This window comes from Streptomyces sp. SID13031 (assembly GCF_010548305.1).
In the GTDB taxonomy this organism is placed as follows: domain Bacteria; phylum Actinomycetota; class Actinomycetes; order Propionibacteriales; family Kribbellaceae; genus Kribbella.
Genome location: NZ_JAAGLV010000003.1, coordinates 440,212 through 460,816, shown reverse-complemented (window position 1 = coordinate 460,816; position 20,605 = coordinate 440,212). Strand labels below are relative to the sequence as shown.

19 protein-coding genes and 1 riboswitch are annotated in these 20,605 nt (G+C 67.1%); of the genes, 5 read left to right on the top strand and 14 right to left on the bottom strand.

Features of this window, described 5'->3' with window-relative positions:
- Positions 1 to 8 precede the first annotated feature (8 nt).
- Positions 9 to 758, bottom strand: coding sequence for a lysophospholipid acyltransferase family protein (locus tag G3I17_RS09565; RefSeq protein ID WP_164595567.1), 750 nt, complete (start codon positions 756 to 758; stop codon positions 9 to 11).
- 81 nt (positions 759 to 839) lie between these two features.
- Positions 840 to 962: riboswitch (TPP riboswitch) on the top strand.
- Here G3I17_RS09565 and thiC point away from each other — a divergent pair.
- The 3 genes from thiC to G3I17_RS09550 all read left to right on the top strand — a co-directional run bounded on the left by thiC (position 952) and on the right by G3I17_RS09550 (position 4,080).
- Positions 952 to 2,613, top strand: a complete 1,662-nt coding sequence (thiC, locus tag G3I17_RS09560; protein WP_343238249.1) for a phosphomethylpyrimidine synthase ThiC — start codon at positions 952 to 954, stop codon at positions 2,611 to 2,613. Its footprint overlaps the riboswitch before it by 11 nt.
- Positions 2,614 to 2,929: 316 nt before the next feature.
- Positions 2,930 to 3,529 carry a transposase gene (locus G3I17_RS09555; protein WP_164595566.1) on the top strand — a complete coding sequence of 200 codons (600 nt, stop codon included), beginning with the start codon at positions 2,930 to 2,932 and terminating at the stop codon, positions 3,527 to 3,529.
- The gene (locus G3I17_RS09550; RefSeq protein ID WP_164595565.1) at positions 3,526 to 4,080 is read left to right on the top strand and encodes a hypothetical protein; all 555 of its coding nucleotides are present in this window, start codon (positions 3,526 to 3,528) and stop codon (positions 4,078 to 4,080) included. Before G3I17_RS09555 ends, G3I17_RS09550 begins: the two co-directional genes overlap by 4 nt.
- 90 nt (positions 4,081 to 4,170) lie before the next feature.
- Here G3I17_RS09550 and G3I17_RS39750 read toward each other — a convergent pair whose 3' ends face one another.
- Positions 4,171 to 4,725 (bottom strand): hypothetical protein, encoded by a 555-nt coding sequence (locus G3I17_RS39750; protein ID WP_203589924.1) that lies wholly within the window; start codon positions 4,723 to 4,725, stop codon positions 4,171 to 4,173.
- A 114-nt stretch (positions 4,726 to 4,839) separates the two neighbouring features.
- Here G3I17_RS39750 and G3I17_RS09540 point away from each other — a divergent pair, with 114 nt between their 5' ends.
- Positions 4,840 to 5,292 (top strand): DUF2752 domain-containing protein, encoded by a 453-nt coding sequence (locus G3I17_RS09540; protein WP_343238248.1) that lies wholly within the window; start codon positions 4,840 to 4,842, stop codon positions 5,290 to 5,292.
- A gap of 90 nt (positions 5,293 to 5,382) precedes the next feature.
- Here the strand turns inward: G3I17_RS09540 and pstB are convergent, their stop codons facing one another.
- The 11 genes from pstB to G3I17_RS09485 all read right to left on the bottom strand — a co-directional run bounded on the left by pstB (position 5,383) and on the right by G3I17_RS09485 (position 18,672).
- Positions 5,383 to 6,159, bottom strand: a complete 777-nt coding sequence (gene pstB / locus G3I17_RS09535; protein WP_164595564.1) for a phosphate ABC transporter ATP-binding protein PstB — start codon at positions 6,157 to 6,159, stop codon at positions 5,383 to 5,385.
- Between the two features lie 20 nt (positions 6,160 to 6,179).
- Complete coding sequence (pstA, locus tag G3I17_RS09530; protein WP_164595563.1) at positions 6,180 to 7,100, bottom strand: phosphate ABC transporter permease PstA; 921 nt, start codon at positions 7,098 to 7,100, stop codon at positions 6,180 to 6,182.
- A complete protein-coding gene (gene pstC, locus G3I17_RS09525; protein WP_164595562.1) occupies positions 7,097 to 8,161 on the bottom strand; it encodes a phosphate ABC transporter permease subunit PstC in 1,065 nt (354 codons plus the stop codon). Before pstC ends, pstA begins: the two co-directional genes overlap by 4 nt.
- Positions 8,162 to 8,280: 119 nt before the next feature.
- On the bottom strand, positions 8,281 to 9,390 hold the full coding sequence (pstS, locus tag G3I17_RS09520; protein ID WP_164595561.1) for a phosphate ABC transporter substrate-binding protein PstS: 1,110 nt from the start codon (positions 9,388 to 9,390) through the stop codon (positions 8,281 to 8,283).
- A 295-nt stretch (positions 9,391 to 9,685) separates the two neighbouring features.
- Positions 9,686 to 10,960, bottom strand: coding sequence for a hypothetical protein (locus G3I17_RS09515; RefSeq protein ID WP_164595560.1), 1,275 nt, complete (start codon positions 10,958 to 10,960; stop codon positions 9,686 to 9,688).
- A 19-nt stretch (positions 10,961 to 10,979) separates the two neighbouring features.
- Positions 10,980 to 12,281 carry a hypothetical protein gene (locus G3I17_RS09510; RefSeq protein ID WP_164595559.1) on the bottom strand — a complete coding sequence of 434 codons (1,302 nt, stop codon included), beginning with the start codon at positions 12,279 to 12,281 and terminating at the stop codon, positions 10,980 to 10,982.
- Between the two features lie 18 nt (positions 12,282 to 12,299).
- The gene (locus G3I17_RS09505; protein WP_164595558.1) at positions 12,300 to 13,610 is read right to left on the bottom strand and encodes a hypothetical protein; all 1,311 of its coding nucleotides are present in this window, start codon (positions 13,608 to 13,610) and stop codon (positions 12,300 to 12,302) included.
- 1 nt (position 13,611) lies between these two features.
- A complete protein-coding gene (locus tag G3I17_RS09500) occupies positions 13,612 to 14,892 on the bottom strand; it encodes a hypothetical protein (protein WP_164595557.1) in 1,281 nt (426 codons plus the stop codon).
- A 125-nt stretch (positions 14,893 to 15,017) separates the two neighbouring features.
- Complete coding sequence (locus G3I17_RS09495) at positions 15,018 to 15,482, bottom strand: bifunctional nuclease family protein (protein WP_203589974.1); 465 nt, start codon at positions 15,480 to 15,482, stop codon at positions 15,018 to 15,020.
- A 210-nt stretch (positions 15,483 to 15,692) separates the two neighbouring features.
- Positions 15,693 to 16,574 (bottom strand): NUDIX domain-containing protein, encoded by an 882-nt coding sequence (locus G3I17_RS42045; protein ID WP_343238247.1) that lies wholly within the window; start codon positions 16,572 to 16,574, stop codon positions 15,693 to 15,695.
- A gap of 10 nt (positions 16,575 to 16,584) precedes the next feature.
- Complete coding sequence (locus G3I17_RS09485; RefSeq protein WP_343238253.1) at positions 16,585 to 18,672, bottom strand: RNA degradosome polyphosphate kinase; 2,088 nt, start codon at positions 18,670 to 18,672, stop codon at positions 16,585 to 16,587.
- A 139-nt stretch (positions 18,673 to 18,811) separates the two neighbouring features.
- On the opposite strand from G3I17_RS09485, the gene G3I17_RS09480 reads away from it, so the two are divergent.
- Positions 18,812 to 19,885: an alpha/beta hydrolase gene (locus tag G3I17_RS09480; protein ID WP_203589923.1), complete on the top strand. Its 1,074-nt coding sequence runs from the start codon at positions 18,812 to 18,814 to the stop codon at positions 19,883 to 19,885.
- Here the strand turns inward: G3I17_RS09480 and G3I17_RS09475 are convergent, their stop codons facing one another.
- Positions 19,886 to 20,353 carry a PKD domain-containing protein gene (locus tag G3I17_RS09475; protein WP_164595554.1) on the bottom strand — a complete coding sequence of 156 codons (468 nt, stop codon included), beginning with the start codon at positions 20,351 to 20,353 and terminating at the stop codon, positions 19,886 to 19,888. It lies immediately after the preceding gene.
- Between the last annotated feature and the right edge of the window lie 252 nt (positions 20,354 to 20,605).

The following is a 20,605-nucleotide window of genomic DNA, read 5'->3' as shown; positions in this document are numbered from 1 at the left end:
CGCTCGAGCTACTTGCGGCGGCGGGCCGCCCGTTCGCGGAGCTCCTCGGCGTCGAGCCGGTCGGCCTCCTCGGGGGTCGGTGCGCCCCCGCCGTACGAGGCCGGCAGCCACCACGCGCCGGCCGGCTTCTCGGGGTCGGCCTTGATGGTCCGGTCGAGCATCGCGGCCATCGTGGTCCGCAGCCGGGCGGTGGCCTCGACGGCGTCCTCGTCCGGGCTGACCGGCATCGGCTCGCCGACCGTGATGGCGACCCGCTGGTGCCGGGAGAAGTCGCGCGGGTGGTCCTTGGTCATCATCCGCTGGGTGCCCCACAGGACCATCGGGATCACCGGCACGCCGGCCTCGGCCGCCATCCGGACCGCGCCCGACTTGAAGTCCTTCAGCTCGAACGACCGGCTGATCGTCGCCTCGGGGAAGACCCCGACGATCTCACCCTCGCCGAGACAGCGGATGGCTTCCCGGTACGACCCCGCGCCCGCGCCACGATCCACCGGGATGTGGTGCATGCCGCGCATCAGCGGCCCGGAGTACCGGTTGCGGAACAGCACCTCTTTGGCCATGAACCGGACCAGCCGCTTGCTCGGCTGCGCACCGAACCCGCCGATCACGAAGTCCACGTAGCTGATGTGGTTCAGCGCCAGCACGGCGCCGCCCGTCCGCGGGATGTGCTCCGTCCCGACCATGGTGAACCCCAGGTCGAGCACCTTGAAGGCCGTCTTGGCGAAGCCGATCACCGGCGGGTACAGGATGTCGCGCATGCCCCGACGCTATCGGGTCGGTCAACGGCGCGCGGATCCAGTACGCAGTACGCAATCTTGTGGGTAGGGTTGCCGACGACAAGTTGATACCGCGGGAGCTCGCGCTGTAGCGGGCTGAGAGGGCGGCTGGGGTGAACCCGGCGCCGCCGACCGCCGAACCTGTCCGGGTAATTCCGGCGTAGGGAGCAGCATCGTGACAACCATCGACAATCCTGTCCGGGGCGGTGGGGCGGGGAAGGAATTCAACACTGTCCGCCCGACCGTCACCACAGGGCCGATCTCCGGGTCGGAGAAGATCTACACGGGTGAGCTGAGGGTCCCGCAGCGGCGGGTGAACCTCACCAACGGGGAGCATTTCGACCTCTACGACACCTCGGGGCCGTACACCGACGTGAACGCGGAGATCGACGTCCAGGCGGGCCTCCCGCCGGTACGCCGGGAGTGGGTGGCCGGCCGTGAGCCGTTGACCCAGCTGGCGCATGCGCGGGCGGGCACCATCACCGAGGAGATGCGCTACATCGCAGTACGGGAAGGGGTCGATCCTTCGTTCGTGCGCGACGAGGTGGCGCGGGGCCGGGCGGTGATCCCGGTGAACCACAACCATCCGGAGTCCGAGCCGATGATCATCGGGAAGAAGTTCCTGGTGAAGGTGAACGCGAACATCGGCAACTCCGCCGTCTCCAGCTCGGTCGAGGACGAGGTGGAGAAGCTCGTCTGGGGCATCCGGTGGGGTGCGGACACGGTGATGGACCTGTCCACCGGCAAGAACATCCACGAGACGCGCGAGTGGATCCTGCGCAACTCACCGGTCCCGATCGGCACGGTGCCGCTCTACCAGGCGCTGGAGAAGGTGAAGGGCGACCCGACCGAGCTGACCTGGGAGGTCTACCGCGACACGGTGATCGAGCAGTGCGAGCAGGGTGTCGACTACATGACCGTGCACGCCGGAGTACTGCTGCGGTATGTCCCGTTGACCGCCCAGCGGATCACCGGCATCGTTTCGCGGGGCGGCTCGATCATGGCGGCCTGGTGTCTCGCGCATCACCAGGAGTCCTTCCTGTACACGCATTTCGCCGAGCTGTGCGAGATCCTGCGCGAGTACGACGTGACGTTCTCGCTCGGGGACGGGCTGCGGCCGGGCTGTATCGCGGATGCCAACGACGCGGCCCAGTTCGCCGAGCTGAGGACCCTTGGCGAGCTGACCAAGATCGCCTGGGAGCACGACGTCCAGGTGATGATCGAGGGCCCGGGCCACGTGCCGATGCACAAGATCGCCGAGAACGTCCGGCTCGAGGAGGAGCTGTGCGGGGAGGCGCCGTTCTACACCTTGGGGCCGTTGGCAACTGATATCGCGCCGGCCTACGACCACATCACCAGCGCGATCGGCGCGGCCCAGATCGGCTGGCTCGGGACGGCGATGCTCTGCTACGTCACGCCGAAGGAGCATCTCGGGCTGCCGGATCGCGACGATGTGAAGACCGGCGTGATCACCTACAAGATCGCCGCCCACGCGGCCGATCTGGCCAAGGGGCATCCGGGCGCGCAGGACTGGGACGACGCGTTGTCGACGGCCCGCTTCGAGTTCCGCTGGGAGGACCAGTTCAACCTGTCGCTGGATCCCGACACGGCGCGCTCGTACCACGACGAGACGCTGCCGGCCGAACCGGCCAAGACGGCGCACTTCTGCTCGATGTGCGGGCCGAAGTTCTGCTCGATGCGGATCACCGCCGACATCCGCAAGTACGCCGCGGAGAACGGCCTCGACTCCGCTGAAGCCATCGAGGCAGGCTTCGCCGAAATGTCGGAAACCTTCAAGGCCAAGGACTCCAAGCTCTACTTGCCCCTGGCCGACTGACGTAGACACCCCGGGCCCGGCTCATCACGCCAGGCCCGGGGCCCCGGCATGGTGGCTGCGGTACTTCGATTACCTCTGAGGAATTTCGGGACTCTGTGGTCCGCGGCCCAAACGGTTGAAAAACCTCCTGACTCCGCGTGAGGACAGCGGTGAGTCGGGGTGCGCGATGGCCTGATTCCAGCGGAGAATTGGGGAATCGGTGTCCTTCGCGATGATCACGGTGGGTGATCGGGCGAACCGGTTCAGGTTTTTCCCTTCACTCTGCGTGAATAAGACTGTAGCCTTAATCCAGCGTTGGGAAGGAGGTACACAGGCGATGGTCTTCGTTCTCACGGTAGATCAGCGAGGCAGCCGGAGCATCGGCGATCTCGTACCCGAGCTACTGAATACGCTGAACCGGCGGCCGCGCCGGGTCGGCCTGCTGCGCAAGTTCGAGCGGACGGCCGGCGACGAGGTGCAGGGCGTGCTCTCCGAGGCACGCGCGACCGTCGATGTCGTCGTGCAGCTGCTGCGCGCGGACACCTGGCACATCGGCCTCGGTGTCGGCGCTGTCGACCAGCCCCTGCCGCGGAGTACCAGGGCAGGGAGCGGGGAAGCGTTCGTCCTCGCCCGCGAAGCAGTCAACCGGGCCAAGTCCAGCCCCCACCACGTGAACGTCGTCGGTGCCAACCAGCAGTCGGCAGAGCAGGTGGAGAGCGTCCTGTGGCTCATGGCCTCGGTACTGCGTCGCCGTAGCGAGCGCGGGTGGGCAGTGGCCGACCTGCTGGCCGAGGGGCTCAGTAGGCGGGAGATCGGCGTGAAGCTGGGGATCAGCCAGTCCGCTGTGACCCAGCGGGCGCAGGCAGCCGGGTACGCCGAGGAGCAGCGCGGACGCGTGCTGGCGGCACAGTTGCTCGAGGCTGGGGAGGCCGCATGACGGCAGCGGTACTGGGGTTGACCGTGGTCGCGCTAGTGCTCGCCGTACTGGCTTGGGTGCCCAATTCGGGTGCCACGCTGGAGATCGTGCTCAGTGGCGTGATGCTGGCCTGCCTGACGGCTGTGGGCATCCTGCTGCTCGCAGGGCACGGCGTACAGGGCTGGCGGGAGGCCTGGTGGAACATCCTGCTCCTGACCTCCGGCAGTCTCGCGGTGGCCGGTGGAGGACCGCTGACGACGTCGGTGCTGGCCCTGGTCGACCGCGGCAACACCAGGTCGCAGTCGACCCAGCAGGCCGGCGAGGTGCTGCGAGGCGGCGCGGTGATCGGTTCGCTGGAGCGCGTTGCCATCTACGGCTCGATCGTGGCGGGCTGGCCTGAGGGTGTGGCGATCGTGCTGGCCATCAAAGGCCTGGCCCGGTATCCGGAGCTGCGCAGTCCGGACCAGCCGGCGTCGGTCACGCCCACGGCGGTGGCGGAGCGATTCATCATCGGCACCTTCACCAGCGTGCTCTGGTCCGTCACCTGCGCCGGCCTGGTGCTGTCCAAATAGAGCTGAGCCGGGGACGGGGCCGAAGCCGGCCTCGTCCCCGCAGCGTCAGAGCTTGACGACCAGCGTGTCGTTGATCTTGTCCGCGAAGTTCTAGCGGCCGGTGCCGGACGCGTAGACGATCACGCCGAGCGCGAAGGCGGCGATGCCACCGATCCAGGCGACCTTGGCGAGGGTGTCCGACTTGCCCTGCTCGCGGAACTTGCTCTGGGCCAGGAAGCCCAGGACGATCGCGGCCGGCGAGCAGCGGAAGATACAGACGATGCCGATGATCGCCAGCGTCTGCGGGGTGTTGTTCTGCGGAACTTCGTTGCCGTAGGCGTAGCCGCCCTGCTGGCCCGGGTAGCCGCCGGGCTGGCCCGGATACCCACCTGGCTGCTGCTGCCCATACCCAGGCTGCTGTTGCCCGTATCCGGGCTGCTGACCGTACTGCGGCGGCTGGCCTGGCTGGCCGTACGGCGGCTGACCTGGCTGCCCGTAGGGCGGCTGCCCAGGCTGACCGTACGGGGGCTGTCCCGGCTGCCCGTCCTGCGGCTGCTGACCGTACTGGCCTGGCTGCTGGCCGTACTGCCCTGGCTGCTGGCCGTACTGACCCGGCTGGTTGGGGTCTTGCGGGTCGTTGTCCGGCGGTGGCGTCGGAGTGCTCACGACGATCCCTTCTACTGACGTGTTGAGGAGTGGCTTGCAGGCGCAGGCTAGTGCTCAGACGGCTCAAGTGCCGTCGAGGATCCCGGCAGGTTGCCTGCGCCAGGAGATACCTTGGTGGGCGTGATCCTGACACGGCAAGCTATCGTGCTCCGCCCCCAAGAGCCCGTCGAACCGCTGGACCGGCACATACTTGGTCTGGCCGCCGTCGGCGTCGGCGGATTCGCGCTGGCCGGGGTCTACCAGCTGTCCGGATCGCTCCACCTTGGCGTCCCTTGCTTGCTGCACGCCACAACTGGCCTGAACTGTCCACTCTGTGGAGCAACCCGGATGGCGGCCGCCATACTCAGGGGAGACCTGAATGCCGCCTGGCACTTCAACCCGGTGGTGCTGGTCCTCGGCCCACTGATCGGCGTTGCCGTGGGCTACCAAATTCTGGCCTGGGCGCTGGAGAGCACCCGCCTGGTCAAGCTGCCCCGGATTCGGATCGGCCCGCGAACGCTGGCGTGGTCGCTCAGAGCCTTGACGGTCCTCCTCATTACCTACGGCATCGCCCGCAACGTGAACTGACGACGCCCGCACCCGCTGCGCCCGAAACCCCTTCAACAGAAGGGATCGCGGGCCCAGCGGACACGGGCGCGGAGTGCAGCGGAGAACGGCTCAGCCGAAGCGGCCGGTGATGTAGTCCTCGGTCGCCTTCTCGTTCGGGTTGGAGAAGATCTGCTTGGTCGGACCCATCTCGATCAGCCGGCCGGGCTTGCCGGTCGCGGCCAGGTTGAAGAAGGCGGTCTGGTCGGAGACCCGGGCCGCCTGCTGCATGTTGTGGGTCACGATGACGACGGTGTACTTGTCCTTCAGCTTCTCGATCAGGTCCTCGATCGCCAGCGTGGAGATCGGGTCCAGCGCCGAGCAGGGCTCGTCCATCAGGATCACCTCGGGCTCGACCGCGATCGCCCGGGCGATGCACAGCCGCTGCTGCTGACCACCGGACAAACCTGCTCCCGGCTTCTCGAGGCGGTCCTTCACCTCGTTCCACAGGTTCGCGCCGTGCAAGGACTTCTCGACCACCTCGGTGAGCTTCTTCTTGTCCTTGACCCCGTTCAGCTTCAGCCCCGACGCGACGTTGTCGAAGATCGACATGGTCGGGAACGGATTCGGCCGCTGGAACACCATGCCGACGACCCGGCGGACCGCGACCGGGTCGATGCCCGTCGCGTACAGGTCCTGCTGGTCCAGCAGCACCTTGCCCTCGACCCGGGCGCCGGGGATCACCTCGTGCATCCGGTTCAGGGTGCGTAGGTAGGTGGACTTGCCGCAGCCGGACGGGCCGATGAACGCGGTGACCGAGCGGGGCTCGATCGTCATCGACACATCCTCGACGGCCTTGAAGTCGCCGTAGTAGACGTTGAGGCCGCTGACCTCGATGCGCTTAGCCATATCGACTCAGAACCTCTCGACTATTTGGACTTGATGGTGCTGAACCGCGCGACCAGGCGGGCCAGCAGGTTGAGCAGGAGGACCAGCAGGATCAGCGTCAGGGCGGCGGCCCAGACCCGGTCCGCGGCGGGCTGCAGAGCCAGCTCGGTGCGGTCCTGGTTGATCATCGTCGGCAATGCGCCCATGAACCCGTCGAACGGGTTCAGGTTGATGTTCTTCGAGTAGCCGACCAGGATCAGCAGCGGCGCGGTCTCACCCATCACCCGGGCCAGGCCGAGCATCACGCCGGTGATGATGCCGCCGAACGCGGTCGGCACGACCACCTTCAGGATGGTTTTCCACTTCGGCACCCCGAGCGCGTACGACGCCTCGCGTAACTCGTCCGGTACCAGTTTCAGCATCTCCTCGGTGGAGCGCAGCACGACCGGCAGCATCAGCAGTACCAGCGCCAGCGACACCGCGAAGCCGACCCGGTTGAACCCGAGCACGGTGATCCAGACCGCGTAGATGAACAGCGCGGCGACGATCGAGGGCACCCCGGTTAGGATGTCGATCATGAAGCTGACCACCTTGGCGGCCTTGGTGCCCTTGCCGTACTCGACCAGGTAGACCGCGCCGAGGATGGCGATCGGGACCGCGATCACGGCGCAGATCAGCGACATGATCAGCGTGCCCATGATCGCGTGGTACGCACCGCCGCCGACCCGGCGTACGGTCACGCCACGCTGTGACTCGCTCCACCAGCCCCCGTCGAGCAGTAGGTGGTAGCCCTTACTCACCACGGTCCACAGGATCCACAGCAGCGGAACGAGCGCGACCAGGAAGCACAAGATGATGAGCACGGTGGCCAGGGTGTTCTTGAACGCCCGGGCGCCGGACTTGCCGGTCAGATCGAGCGCCTGACCGTCGTACGCCGGCTTGTTCGCGGCGATGGTGGTCACGAGGCGGCTCCTTCGGTCTGGGCGGGAGTGGTGTCGGCCTTGCGGTTGCGGCGCGGGCGCTTACCGCCCGGGCCGCTGCGCGCGACGATGATGCGGGCGGCGGAGTTGACCAGGAAGGTCACCACGAACAGGACCAGGCCGGCCGCGATGTAGGCGCCGGTCTTCTCCGGGGAGTCGAACTCCGCGGCGTTGTTCGCGATCTTCGAGGCGAACGTCTCGCCGCCGGCGAAGATGGAGGCGTTCCACGGGTCGTTGCCGTTCGGCACCGACAGGATGATCAGTACGGCGACGGTCTCGCCGAGCGCGCGGCCGAGGCCGAGCATCGAGGCGCTGACGACACCGGACCGGCCGTACGGCAGTACGGCCATCCGGATCATCTCCCAGCGCGTCGCGCCGAGGGCGAGCGCGCCCTCCCGATGGGTGATCGGCGTCTGGGCGAAGATCTCGCGGCTGATCGCGGTGACCACCGGCAGGATCATGATCGCCAGCACGACCGAGGCGGTGAAGACCACGCCGAGGTTCTCGGTGGCGGGCTTCTCGAACAGCGGGATCCAGCCGAGCGCGGAGCTCAGACCGTTGATCACCGGGCGCAGGATCGGGGCGAAGAAGATGATCGCCCAGAGGCCGTAGATGATCGAGGGGACCGCGGCCAGCAGGTCGATCGCGTGCGAGACCGGCGCGGCCAGCCGCTTGGGCGAGTAGTAAGTGGTGAACAACGCGACGCCGACCGCGATCGGTACCGCGATGACCATCGCGATGATCGAGCTGATCAGCGTGGTGTAGAAGAGGGCCGCGATCCCGAACCGGGGGTTCTCGCCGCCGGGCTCCCAGACCCGCGAGAACAGGAAGCTGCTGTTGTCGTCGGCCAGCGCGGGGATCGCCAGCGCGAGCAGGAAGATGCCGACGAACGCGACGATGACGACCACCAGGCCGCCGGAACCGCGTGCTAGACCGGCGAACAAGCGGTCGCCGAGGTGCCCGACCGGGCCGAGGTCGAGCTTCGACTCGGGGGTGCGGTCGGTCGGCCGGTCGGGCGGGGCCGTGCCGTCTGTACTACTCATCGATGCTGCTCCAAGCGCCTGGTCGATGCGGGGTGGCAAGCCAGCGAGCGAAGCCCCGGCCGTCCTCTGAGTGGGAACGACCGGGGCTCACATCACGCTGTACTACGGTGTCGCTCGGGTCAGCTGATCGCCTGGATGGCGGCGTCGACCTTGGTACGGGTCTCCTCCGGCAGCGGGGCGTACTTCAGGTCGGTCAACGAGGACTGGCCGTCGGCGCTGGCGAAGTACGACAGGAAGCTCTTCACCAGAGCGGTCTTCTCGGCCGGCAGGCCCTTGGTGCAGGCGATCTCGTACGTGACCAGGATGATCGGGTAGGCACCCGGGGCCTTGGTCGCGTAGTCGAGCTTCAGAGCCAGGTCGCTACCGGTACCGGCCGGCACCGCGGCGGCCAGCGCCTTGCCCGCGGACTCCGCGGACAGCTCGACCGGGCCGGCGCCCGTGTCGACCTGGGCCACGCCCAGCTTGTTGTCGACGGCGTAGCTCCACTCGACGTAGGTGATCGAGTTCTTGGTGCTCTTCACGCCTTCGGCGACACCGGCGGACTTCTCCTTGCCGGCACCCGTGCCGGTCCACTTCTTGGCCGGCTCACCGGTCCACGCACCGCCACCGGCGGCCTTGAGGTACTTGGTGAAGTTCTCCGTGGTCCCCGACTCGTCCGAGCGGAAGAAGACGGCGATCGCGGCCGACGGCAGCGTCGTACCGGGGTTCAGCTTCGCGATGGCCGGGTCGTTCCAGGTCTTGATGGTGCCCTGGAAGATCTTGGCGGCGGTCGGGCCGTCCACGATCAGCTTGTCGAGGCCGTCGACGTTGTAGGCGATCGCGACCGGGCCGATGACCATCGGCAGGTTGACGGCCGGGTTGTTCGCGCACCGCGTCGCGGCGGCGGTGGCCTCGTCGGGCTTCAGCGCGGAGTCCGAACCGGCGAAGTCGACCTGGCTCGCGTTGAACTGCTTGATCCCCGCACCGGAACCGGTCGGGTTGTAGTTCACCGTGACGTCGGCGCACTTCTCGTTGTACTTGGAGATGACCTCTTCGATGGCGTTCTTCTGCGCCGAGGAACCCTCGGCGTTCAGGGTGCCCTTCGGGCAGTCGCCGCCGGTGGACGAGGTGGTGCTGCCCGGGCTCGAGGTGCCGGACGGCTCCGGGTCGGAGCCACAGGCGCTCAGAGCGAGGACGCCGAGGGATGCCACGGCGACGGTGCCGACGCGGAGCAGGCGATTGACGGACACGAGAGTTGTTGCCCTTCTGCGGGATTCAGACTTCTTGAACTTCCACAGACGTTAGGGAGATCAGATGACCGGGTGGCTCGCCCCGGATGAACGAGCGGTGAACGGTTCCGGTAGCGATCACGACGCCTGGCGTGCCGCCAGGAGGACAACAGATGAACTGAGTTAAGGCTCGTCACTCACCGTGACTAAAACGCCCGTTGGGTCACGTTCCGATACCGAGTCAACGGACGGAAAGTGGAAAGGTCGGCCTGGCTGTTGCCAGCACAGGCAGCCCGTTGTAGAGCGTTTCCGTCCCTCAGCGCACCGTCAACTTGAACGCCCGGCTCCCGGTAGCCACGATCGGCTTGCCGTTGAACGACATCTTAGGCACCGCGACCCGCCAGTACCGCGTGGTGCCCCGCCCGGCCGCCTTGATGCTCAACGTACCCCGGCCCTTGGTCAGCGGGATGTACGCCGCGTGGTGCCACACCTTGCCGTCGTACCACTGCAGACTCGCCTTGATCGTGGGCTCGGGCTGGATCCGCACCGTCGTCGTGAGCACTTGGCCGACCCTGGCGTTCAGCGTGTTGAACCCGGCCACGAGGAATTTGGTCTGCGTCGCGGAGTACCGGGCACTGGTGGACGAGGGCGGCGTGACGATCCGGTGCTCTTTGCTGATCTCGGCCCAGGCCGGAATGTAGACGCGGTACTGCTGACCGCCGTACGAGCCGACGTAGTAACTGAGCCTAGGTCCCGATCCACCGTTGTAGCGCCCGATGGTCTTCCAGGGCTTCGACGCGTCAACCCGGCTCTGCAGGTAAGAGACCTGGCCGCCACCGGCGTAGATCGGGGCGCAGCCGGAACAGGTTCTCGCGTTGGCATCGAGGTCGAAGTTCGCAGAGTCGAGGAAGTTCACGAGCGGATCGATCCGCAGCCCGGCGGTCATCGTGCCGAAGGTGAGATACGGATCCGGGGTCGCCTGTCCCCATTCGTTGGCGGCGACCAACTGCACCACGTACGGCAGGGAACGCGCCGGGATCGTCGTAGCCGTGGAGCCGAGCGGCAGTGCGACTTTCTCAGTGCCGACCGTCACGGCGAGCGTTTCGTCCGAGGCCGGGCGATCCAGCGGGTCGTTCGGCGTGCTGTCCACGACCTTGGGCTGCGTCCACGACAGCTTCAGGGAGAGATCGGCCAGCACCTTCGCCCCGACGAGCTTGGGAGCGACCGGCAGTTTCGTGTCGAACCATACGGACGCTGCCCGGGGGCTGTCGCCGCTGACCTTGTTGCGGACGGTGATCCGGACTTTGTCCCTGTTGTGGAAGAAGCCGGACTTGAGAATCACCTCGTTGTTGCCACCGGCATCTTGCCGTACGAGCCAAGAGCCCGGGTTGAGCACCAACCCGTCGATCTCTTCCATGACGAAGTTCTGCTCGCCGTTGTCCTTCCAGGTGACCCGGATGTCCTGCTTGGCCAGATCGGCCCAGCTGACCTGCACATCCGTCGGAATCTCCGGCTCGGCCGCGACAGCAGGAACCTGTGAAGCGCCGAGCAGAACCGCTGCCGTGGTGGCAGCGACGAGTGTCTTACGCATGATGGTCAGGTCCTCGGGATCAACGAACGGTCAGGGAGACAGGGGCGCTGACGGTCGGCACGATGGTCTTGCCGTACCAGGTCAGTTGGGGAACGGCGATCCGCCAGTACCGCGTAGCGCCGCGGCCTGATGCCTTGAAGCTCAGCGTGCCCTTGCCCTTGGACAGCGGGATGTACGCCGACGTCCGCCAGACCTTCCCGTCCAGCCACTGCAGGCTCGCCGTACCCCCGCCGGCCGGCTTGACCGAGACGACTGCCTGGACCACCTGACCGACCTGGGCGGTCGATTTGGTGAGTCCGAAGCTGACATTGGCCTGCGTCGCAGAGCTCCGTGCGGTCGTCGAGGCCGCCGCGGTGATGCCCGTAGTGGTGCTCGGGTTGAGCTGCTTCCAGGCCGGGACCCAGACCCGGTACTGCGTACTGCCGACCGCGGGAACTCCGCCGGAGATCTTCGTCCCGGTCTTCGACCAGGTCCCGATGGTCTTCCAGGGCTGGCTGGCGTTCGCGCGGCTCTGGATCTGAGTGATCACTGTGTCGGAGTAGGTGTACGGGCACGACGGCCCTGCTGCGATGCACAGCAGCGGACCCGAGTTGATCTGGAAGCCGGTCGTCTGTCCGAAGGTGGTCAGCGCATCGACCTTCAGGGCGGCGCCCATCGGCGCGAACGTCAGCGGCAGGTAGTTGGTGTGGCTTCCCCACTCGTTGCGTGACTGGAAGTCCACCTTGTACGGCCGTGGTCGCGGCGGGATCGTCGTCGTGGTGCTGCCCGCGGCGACCGGGAACGTCTCGGTCGGTTGGTCCGCGTTGGTCGTCCAGCGTCCGACGCTGAACGTCACGCCCGACGGAAGGTCCAGCGGGTCATCAGGCGTGGTATCCGCAGCGGGACTTGGCATCCGCTGGGTGAGCCGCAGGGACAGGTCAGCCAGGATCTCGGCATTCGTCAGTACCGGCGCGCCGGAGAGCAACGTGTCGAACCACGCCGTCGGCGTCTTGGCGCTGACGGCGCCGGCGGCATCCTCGCTCCAGACGAGGAAACGCACCTTCATCTGGCCGGTCAGGCCCGAGCCGACCGTCAGGATCACGGAGTTGTCACCACCGGCGGCCTCGAAATCCGGAAGAGTTCCGGCCCTCACGCCGTCGATCTCGTAGCCGATGTAGTTCTTCTCACCGTTGTCCGTCCAGGTGAGCTTGACCGTCCTCTTGGCGACGTCCGCCCAACTGACCTGTACGTCGGCCGGAGCGCCCGGCCCCGCGGCCTGGGCCGGGAGTTGGCTGCCGACCAGAAGAGCGACGGCGGTACCGGCGATGAGTGTCTTACGCATGATGTGGATCCTCTGATGTCAGCGGACGGTGAGTTTGAAGGCCTTGCTGGGGGTGGCGACGATCGGTAGGCCGTTCATGGTCATCTTGGGGACGACCACGCGCCAGTACCGGGTGGTGCCGCGGCCCGATGCCTTGAAGGAGAAGGCGCCTTTGCCCTTGGTGAGTGGGACGTAGGCCCCGTGGTGCCAGGCCTTGCCGTCGTACCACTGCAGGTCGGCCTTCACCGTCCCTGCGGGCTGGACGTCGACGGTTGTCTTGACCAGTTGCCCGACGCGCGCGGTGAGGGTGTTGAACCCGGCCACGCGGTAGTAGGCCTGCGTCGGGATGTACCGGGGAGAGGTCGACATCTGTCCGGTGACCTCCCAATCGTCGTTGAAGCGGTATGACCATGCGGGAACGTAGAAGCGGTACTCCCGGCCGCCGACCGCCGCGCCGGTTGCTTCGAACCCGAAGTCGTCGTTCTCGGTGTCGGCGTACGCGGTGAAGCGGCCCGCGTACTGCCAGGGCTTGGTCTTGCCCGCCCGGGTCTGCATCGTCACCAGGACCCCGTTGCCCTGCCACAGCCTGCAGTACTCACCGCTGAGGCAGCTGTCCGAACCGGCCTGGCCGACGATCACCAGCGGCCGGCCGTACTGCGTGAATGCGGGGACCTTCCGGAGGATCACCTTCATAGCGGCGGCCGTGATCTGCTGCGACGCCATCGTGCCCCACTCGTTCTGGAGGTAGACGAACGCGGGATACGGGTGCGGTCGCGGCGGAACAACCCCCGTGGTGGCGCCGGCCGGCAAGGGGAAAAGCTCCTCGGGGGCCTCGTACCACGGCACGCCGACCTTCAGCGAGACCTTCTTCTCGGGGCTTCCAGCGAGGTCGAGCGGGTCGTTCGGGGTGGTGTCGGCGACCGCAGTGCGCTTCCAGGCCAGGCGCAGCGAACCGTCAGCCAGCGGAGTGGCCGCGGTGACGGTCGGCCGGCCCAGCAAATTGGTGTCGAACCACGGAGATACGGCCGCGGCACTCTCCACCCCGGCGGCGTCGACCGAGACGACGCTGATCCGGGCGACCTTGTCGGCCGTTGCCCGCCCACCGATCACCTCGTTCGGCAGACTGGCCTTCCGGGTGGCCCAGTCCGCCGTAGTGCCGTCCTTGTACTCGATCCGCAGCTTGTTCGACTCGCCACCATCGGTCCAGGTGGTCTTCACCAAACTTGCGGTGGAATCGCTCCAACTGACCTGTACTTCGCTGGGCGCGATCGGCGCCGCAGCCCAGGCCGGCACCTGAACGCAGACCCCGACGATCCCTGCCACCGCGCCGATCGCTACTACTCTGCGCATCTCAACGCACCCCCAGCTTGAACGAGCGACTCGGGGTCGCGAGGATCGGAAGGCCGTTCATCGTCATCTTCGGCACGGTCACCCGCCAGTACCTGGTCGTGCCACGGCCCGACGCCTTGAAGGTCAGCGTGCCCTTGCCCTTGGTCAACGGGATGTACGCCCCGTGGTGCCAGGCCTTGCCGTCGTACCACTCGAGGCTGGCCTTCACCGTCCCGGCCGGCAGCACGTTGACCGTTGCCTTGACCAACTGACCCACTCGCGCGCTGGTCGTGTTGAAACCCACGACGGTGAACTTGGCCTGCGCAGCGGAGTACCGGGCGGAGGTGGAGATCGGCGGAGCGACGATGGACTGGTCCCACTGGTAGCTCCACGCGGGCACGTACAGGCGGTACTGCCGGCCGCCGGGCACACCGACGGCACCCGTGAACTTTAGCGCCGTGCCGTCGTACTTGCCGACAGTGGCCCAGGGCTTGGTGGCGTCTGCTCGGGCCTGCAGGTAGACCGGGCCGTATCCGCAGGTCGTCGAGGCGCACTCCGGCGATCCGACGGCGGCGGAGTAGCCGATGGTGCCCGAGTACTGGCCGACGGCGGGAACGCTGAGGGCGGCGGTCAACGTCGTGACATGGACGTTCGAGCGGTAGATGTCGACGCTCTCGCCCCATTCGTTCCGGGCCGAAAGCGACACCAGGTAGGGCCGTGGACGAGGCGGAATTGTCATCGACTTGGCTTCGGTCGGCGTCAGGAACTCCTCGAACAGGCCGGTCTTGGAGGAGATCTCCGTGACCACGTGCTCGTCCGTCGACGGCCGGTCGAGCGGGTCGTTCGGCGTCGTGTCCTGGATCGCCTGGTCGCGGTACCAGGACACTCGAACCGAGCCGTCAGCCAGCGCGGCCGACGACAGGACGCTCGGCTCGGCCGGCCGGTTGAGGTCGAACCAGGGCGAGTAAGCCGCGGCGCTCTCGGCCCCGGCCTCGTCGTGGCTGACCACGACGATTCGCGCGGCCTGGTTGTAGCGCAGGGAGCTCGCCGCCTGGCTGACCTCGTTCGGCGCACCGGCTTTCTGCGTCGTCAAAAAGATCGGCGGGTCGGTGTTCTCGTACTCGATCCGGACCCGGTTCTCCTCGCCGCCGTCCGTCCAGGTGATCTTGAACCTGCCGGTGGTGGTGTTGGTCCAGGCGACCTGTACGTCCGTCGGCGCCTCGGGGCCAGCAGCCCAGGCGGGGACTTGGGCACCCGCGAGCATCATCAGGGCAGCGGTCGCCGCAGCGATTGTCTTGCGCATGGAGAGATCCCCCAGGAGAAGTTATGCCTGGTGAGTCAGCCCCCCGGCGTCACCAGTACGTCGGGGGCAACCTAGCGCACCGAGTACTGCGTGCAAAAGCCTGGTTGCAGCTTGTTGCAATTGGGTCAGCTGGAGAAGTCTTCGGGGTGGACTCCGTCGAGGAACTGGCGGAAGCGTTCGAGCTCGGCCTGCTCCTCCTCCGGGGTGGCCACGCCGGCCTCCTGGAGCACCTGCTCGGTGCAGCGGATCGGCGTACCGAGTCGTACCGCGAGGGCGACCGAGTCGCTCGGTCTGGCCGAGACGCGGGCGCCGTTGCCCAGTACAAGCTCTGCGTAGAAGACAGCGTCCCGCAGCTCGACGATCTCGACGGCTTCGATGGTGACGCCGAAGGCCTCGATCACGTCGCGCATCAGGTCGTGGGTGAGCGGGCGCGACGGACGCAGGCCCTGTTCCTCGTAGGCGATCGCGGTGGCCTCGACCGAGCCGATCGAGATCGGCAGGTAGCGGTAGCCCTCGGTCTCGCGCAACATCATCACGGGCGCCCGGTTGGGCGACTCCATCCGGATCCCGATCAGAGTGAGCTCTCGCATCGTCGTCATGGCGCCCCGACCTCTCCGTGAGCCGGCGCCCGGTGGGACGCCTCGGTAGGAACATACCCGCCCTGGCCGAGGTCATCCCGCAGCGCCCACGAACCTCAGACAGATCGTGCTCTGACTGCAAGTGTCGCAGCGTGTCCCAACCCTCTGACGAACGGTGACCGGACGCGCGGCCGTCTCAGCCAGCCCTCTCGAAGGGCCGGATCAGGGGGCTCTGAAGCGCTCGTAGACCAGCCGGCCGCCTTCGAGCTGATGCGCGATCAGGAAGGCGCCGGGGGCGAACTTGCCGACCTTCACCCCGAGCGCCTTCGACAGCGCGGGCAGGACCGGCCGGTGCGAGCAGACGACGGTGATCCTGTCGGGCTTCCAGGAATGCTCGGCCATGCCCTCGAGCCCCGACGGGTCGGTCTCGTACCCGCGCTCGGAGATCTCCGGATGCAGGTGGATCTGCCGGCCGATCGAGGCCGTGTACGGCGCTATCGTCGCCACGCATCGCTCCGCGTCGCTGCTGCGAACCCGGTTGACGCCCACAGCAGCCAGTACTTCGACCAGGCGCTCGGCCGTGGCCTGGCCGACGACCGTCAGCGGCCGGTTGGTGTCCTTGCCGTCCCAGTCCTTGCGCTTGACCGCCTGGGCGTGACGGACCAGGACCAGCGTGGAGACGACCGGCGTGACCGTGTCGAGTACGTCCAGGATCTCGACGTCCCGCGGGTAGCTGAGCCTGCGCCGCGCCTTGTCGAGCGGCAGCCACTCCAGTTTGTCGACCTCGTCGCTCGGCACGAACTCCCGCTCAGGGCCGATCAGCTCGGCCGACCAGTAGTGCACCATCTTGGGCACCGTGCCGCCGTTCTTGCGGACCTCGTACCGCTGGATGCCGAGCGGTGGCCCGAGGAGGACGACCTGACCGGTCTCCTCCTCGATCTCCCGCCGGGCCGCGGTCAGTACATGCTCCTGCGGGGTCAGCTTGCCCTTGGGGAGGGACCAGTCGTCGTACCGCGGGCGGTGTACCAACAGGATCTCCCGGCCGTCACGGCCATCCCGCCAGACGACGCCACCCGCGGCGATCACGGTCGCCGGGTTGCTCACGATTTCAACCTTAAGTAATGGGATCCGCTTGCCGGCGGCGGCCACGCGTCAGGATCAGGCGCTCTTGCAGGTCACGGAGTGGTTCGCCGTTCGCATCACTCAGCCGCGCCTGCCAGGTGTCGTCGGACTGCAGCCACCACGACCCGGTGCGCTCGTCGAAACCGAGATCGAAGAGGTCGCCGAGCTCGGTCACGTGGTCCTGCTCCTTCAGCTGGACCAGTACTTCGACGCGGCGGTCCAGGTTCCGGTGCATCAGGTCGGCCGAGCCGATCCACACCTCGGGCTCGCCGCCGTTCTCGAACCAGAACACCCGGCTGTGCTCCAGGAACCGGCCCAGAATGCTCCGGACCCGGATGTTGTCCGACATCCCGGGCACACCCGGCCGGATCGTGCAGATACCCCGGATCCACAGATCAACCGGTACGCCGGCCTGGGAGGCGCGGTACAGCGCATCCGAGAGGGCCTCGTCGACCAGGCTGTTCACCTTGAGCCGTACGCGGGCCGGGCGGCCCGCGAGATGGTGCTGCACCTCGCGCTCGATCCGCTCGAGCAAACCCCGGCGTACCGACTGAGGGGCGACCAGGAGCCGCCGGTAGCCACTGGAGCGGCCGAAGCCGGACAGGTGGTTGAACAGGTGCGCGATGTCCTCGGTGACTACCTTGTCGCTGGTCAGCAGGCCGAGGTCCTCGTACAGCCGGGCCGTCTTGGGGTGGTAGTTGCCGGTACCGATGTGGGCGTAGCGCCGCAGCCCGTCCGGCTCCTCGCGGACCACCATCGAGAGCTTGCAGTGCGTCTTGAGCCCGATCACGCCGTACACGACGTGGCAGCCCGCGTGCTCCAGCTGCCGGGCCCACTTGATGTTGGCCTGCTCATCGAACCGCGCCTGGATCTCGACCAGTACCAGCACCTGCTTGCCCGCCTCGGCGGCGTCGATCAGCGCGTCCACGATCGGCGAGTCACCGCTGGTCCGGTACAGCGTCTGCTTGATCGCGAGCACGTGCGGATCGGCGGCAGCCTGCTCGATGAACCGCTGCACGCTGGTCGAGAAGGAGTCGTACGGGTGGTGCACGAGCACGTCGCGCTGCTTGAGCGCGTGGAACATGTCGGCCGGGTTGGAGGTCTCCACCTCGGCCAGGTGCGGGTGCGTCGACGGGACGAAGGCGGGGAACTTCAGCTCGGCCCGGTCCAGCGCAGCGATCGTGAAGAGGCCACGCAGGTCCAGCGGGCCTGGCAGCTCGAACACCTCCGCCTTGGTGACACCCAGCTCGTTGATGAGCAGGGCGAGCACCTTCGGGTCGATCGACTCCTCCACCTCGAGCCGGACCGGCGGGCCGAACTTGCGCCGCAGCAGCTCCTTCTCGAGCGCGGCCAGCAGGTTCTCCGCGTCGTCCTCTTCGACCTCGAGGTCCTCGTTACGGGTGACCCGGAAGGTGTGGTGCTGGGTCACCTCCATCCCCGGGAAGAGCTGGCCCAGGTGGGCGGCGATGACGTCCTCGAGCGGGACGAACTTGCCGTCGGCCACCGTCACGAACCGCTGCAGCAGCGGCGGCACCTTCACCCGGGCGAAGTGCTCGCCACCGGTATCGGGGTTGCGGACCACCACGGCCAGGTTGAGCGACAGGCCGGAGATGTACGGGAACGGGTGTGACGGGTCGACGGCGAGCGGGGTCAGTACCGGGAAGACGCGGTCCCGGAAGAACCGGGTCATCGTCTCGCGCTCGTCGGTGCTCAGCTCGTCCCAGCGGAGGATGTCGATGCCCTCCTCGACCAGCGCGGGCAGCACCACCTTGCGCCAGGTCTCGGCTTGGCGGTCCATCAGCTCACGACTGCGGGTCAGGCTCCGGTCGAGCACCTCCCGCGGCAACAGCCCACTGGCAGCCCGTACTGCGACACCGGCGGCGATCCGTCGCTTCAGCCCCGCGATCCGGACCATGTAGAACTCGTCCAGGTTGCTGGCGAAGATGGCCAGGAATTTGGCGCGCTCGAGCAACGGGACCCGGTCACTCTCGGCCAGCTCGAGCACCCGCTGGTTGAACGCCAGCCAGCTCAGCTCGCGATCCGAGAATCGGTCCTGCGGGAGGTCGCCGGCCGCCGTGATGTCGTACGGGGGCTCGACGTCGTACTCCCGGTTGTGCGACGCCAACAAGTCTCCAGCCACGTTGACCAGCATCCCACCCCTGGGTGAACAGGAGGTTGCCTGGGCGGCGAGGCGGACGTTGTTGCTAGCGTCACACCTTGTGAACCGACGAGTGGACACCTTGCTGCGAACCGCGCTGGAGACGGTGCAAGGCAGTGCCCTGAAGCCTGTGACAGCACTGCCCACCGCGCTCCGCAGGCGGCTGGCAGGCACCCCGATCCAGATCGACGGCAACGTTCTGGACCCAGAGCTGCAGCTGCTGATGCGGATCGAAGGACTCTTGCCGAACGCAACGAAGCAGTCCGTCGCCACCGCCCGGGCCAACCTGCTGACGATGTCCAAGCTCGTCGCCGGGCACCCCCGCGAGCTACTCCGCGTGACCGAACTCACCGTCCGCGGCGCGGACGGCCAGCTCGGAGCCCGCCTGTACGTCCCCCGAAGCGCCCCCTCGTCGGGCGGCGGCCTCCTGGTCTTCTTCCACGGCGGCGGCTGGGTGGTAGGCAACCTCGACACCCACGACGCCTACTGCCGCGACCTGGCCGAAGAGGCCGGTATCCGCGTGCTGTCAGTCGACTACCGCCTGGCCCCGGAGGCCGAAGCCCCTGTCGCTGCGGAGGACGCGCTCGCCGCCTTCAGTTGGGCGATCGAACACGCTGAAGACCTGGGCGCGGACCCCTCATTGGTCGGAGTCGGCGGCGACAGCGCCGGCGGCAACCTGTCAGCCGTAGTAGCGCAGCAATGCGTACTCCGCGGCCTACCGGCTCCGGCACTCCAGGTACTCCTCTACCCAGCCGTAGACCTGGCCTACCGCCGCCCCAGCCGAGACCTCTTCGCCGAAGGCTTCTTCCTCACGGACGACGACATCACCTGGTACCTGGACCACTACACCCCGGACCCGTCGATCCGAAAAAACCCCCTGGTCTCCCCGATCTACACCGAGGACCTCACCGGCCTGGCCCCCGCCTACGTGGTCACTGCAGGCTTCGACCCCCTCCGCGACGAAGGCAACGACTACGCCACCCGCCTCACTGAGGCCGGCGTCCCCACCACCCACACCTGCGAACCCGCCATGATCCACGGCTTCGCCAGCATCCTCGCCCTCCCCGGCGAAACCCGCTCCGCCCAACTCCGCATAGCCACCACCATCCGCCAATCCCTCAACCCCAACCCCTGACTACCCCCCACCCCCAACCAAAACCGGCACAGCCTCCCGCACCTGAAGCGCAGTCGCAGGTCCCGTAATCGGCACCATTCCGATGTAGCGAAACCCGGTCCCCGCAACGTTGTACCTAGCCTCGTACCCGACGGTTAGAGTCAGGTTCACCGCGCCCTTCTTCATGTACTTGTGCGTGATCTCCTTGGACGGGTAGGGACTCCCTGGCGTAGTGGTCGTCAGTGTTGTTCCGTCTCCGAAGTTCCAGGTGTAGCTCGTCGGTGCTGCCTGGACCTCTACAGGAAACCCGAGCACAGTCACCGTCTGCGAGTAGACCTTGTACTTGTTCGTGTAGACGATCGTGTCCAGATTGACCAAGGTCCGCCCCGCCGGCTGGACCTTCACCCACAGTTGAGGAAACACCACGTCCTTGACCTCGCTGAGCACCTGATCCCACGTAACGTCCTCAGGCCGCGGAATCTGCTGCACTAAAGCCATACTCGGCGTCGCCTGCGGCCGCCCAGGCTGTTCGGGTAGGTCCTCTTCCAATGCAGGCAAACACTTGCTCAGCCCGGGAGAGTCTCCCTCATGCCCACAGATACCGGTGGTCAGTCGGAAATCGTCGTTCCCGACCTGACCGGTCGGGTCGCGTCTATCTCTTGCCCGTTCTGAGCCTGTCCCAGTCTGTTTGGCCCTGGGCTTCGCACCCTTCGGAGGGTCGGACCTGCCATCGAGTCGATT

Coding starts and splice junctions, on each gene's coding strand:
- G3I17_RS09500 (WP_164595557.1), bottom strand. CDS start 14,892: ATGCGCAAGACAATCGCTGCGGCGACCGCTGCCCTGATGATGCTCGCG.
- G3I17_RS09515 (WP_164595560.1), bottom strand. CDS start 10,960: ATGCGTAAGACACTCGTCGCTGCCACCACGGCAGCGGTTCTGCTCGGC.
- G3I17_RS09510 (WP_164595559.1), bottom strand. CDS start 12,281: ATGCGTAAGACACTCATCGCCGGTACCGCCGTCGCTCTTCTGGTCGGC.
- G3I17_RS09565 (WP_164595567.1), bottom strand. CDS start 758: ATGCGCGACATCCTGTACCCGCCGGTGATCGGCTTCGCCAAGACGGCC.
- G3I17_RS09495 (WP_203589974.1), bottom strand. CDS start 15,482: ATGCGAGAGCTCACTCTGATCGGGATCCGGATGGAGTCGCCCAACCGG.
- G3I17_RS09505 (WP_164595558.1), bottom strand. CDS start 13,610: ATGCGCAGAGTAGTAGCGATCGGCGCGGTGGCAGGGATCGTCGGGGTC.
- G3I17_RS09550 (WP_164595565.1), top strand. CDS start 3,526: ATGACGGCAGCGGTACTGGGGTTGACCGTGGTCGCGCTAGTGCTCGCC.
- pstB (WP_164595564.1), bottom strand. CDS start 6,159: ATGGCTAAGCGCATCGAGGTCAGCGGCCTCAACGTCTACTACGGCGAC.
- pstC (WP_164595562.1), bottom strand. CDS start 8,161: ATGAGTAGTACAGACGGCACGGCCCCGCCCGACCGGCCGACCGACCGC.
- G3I17_RS09555 (WP_164595566.1), top strand. CDS start 2,930: ATGGTCTTCGTTCTCACGGTAGATCAGCGAGGCAGCCGGAGCATCGGC.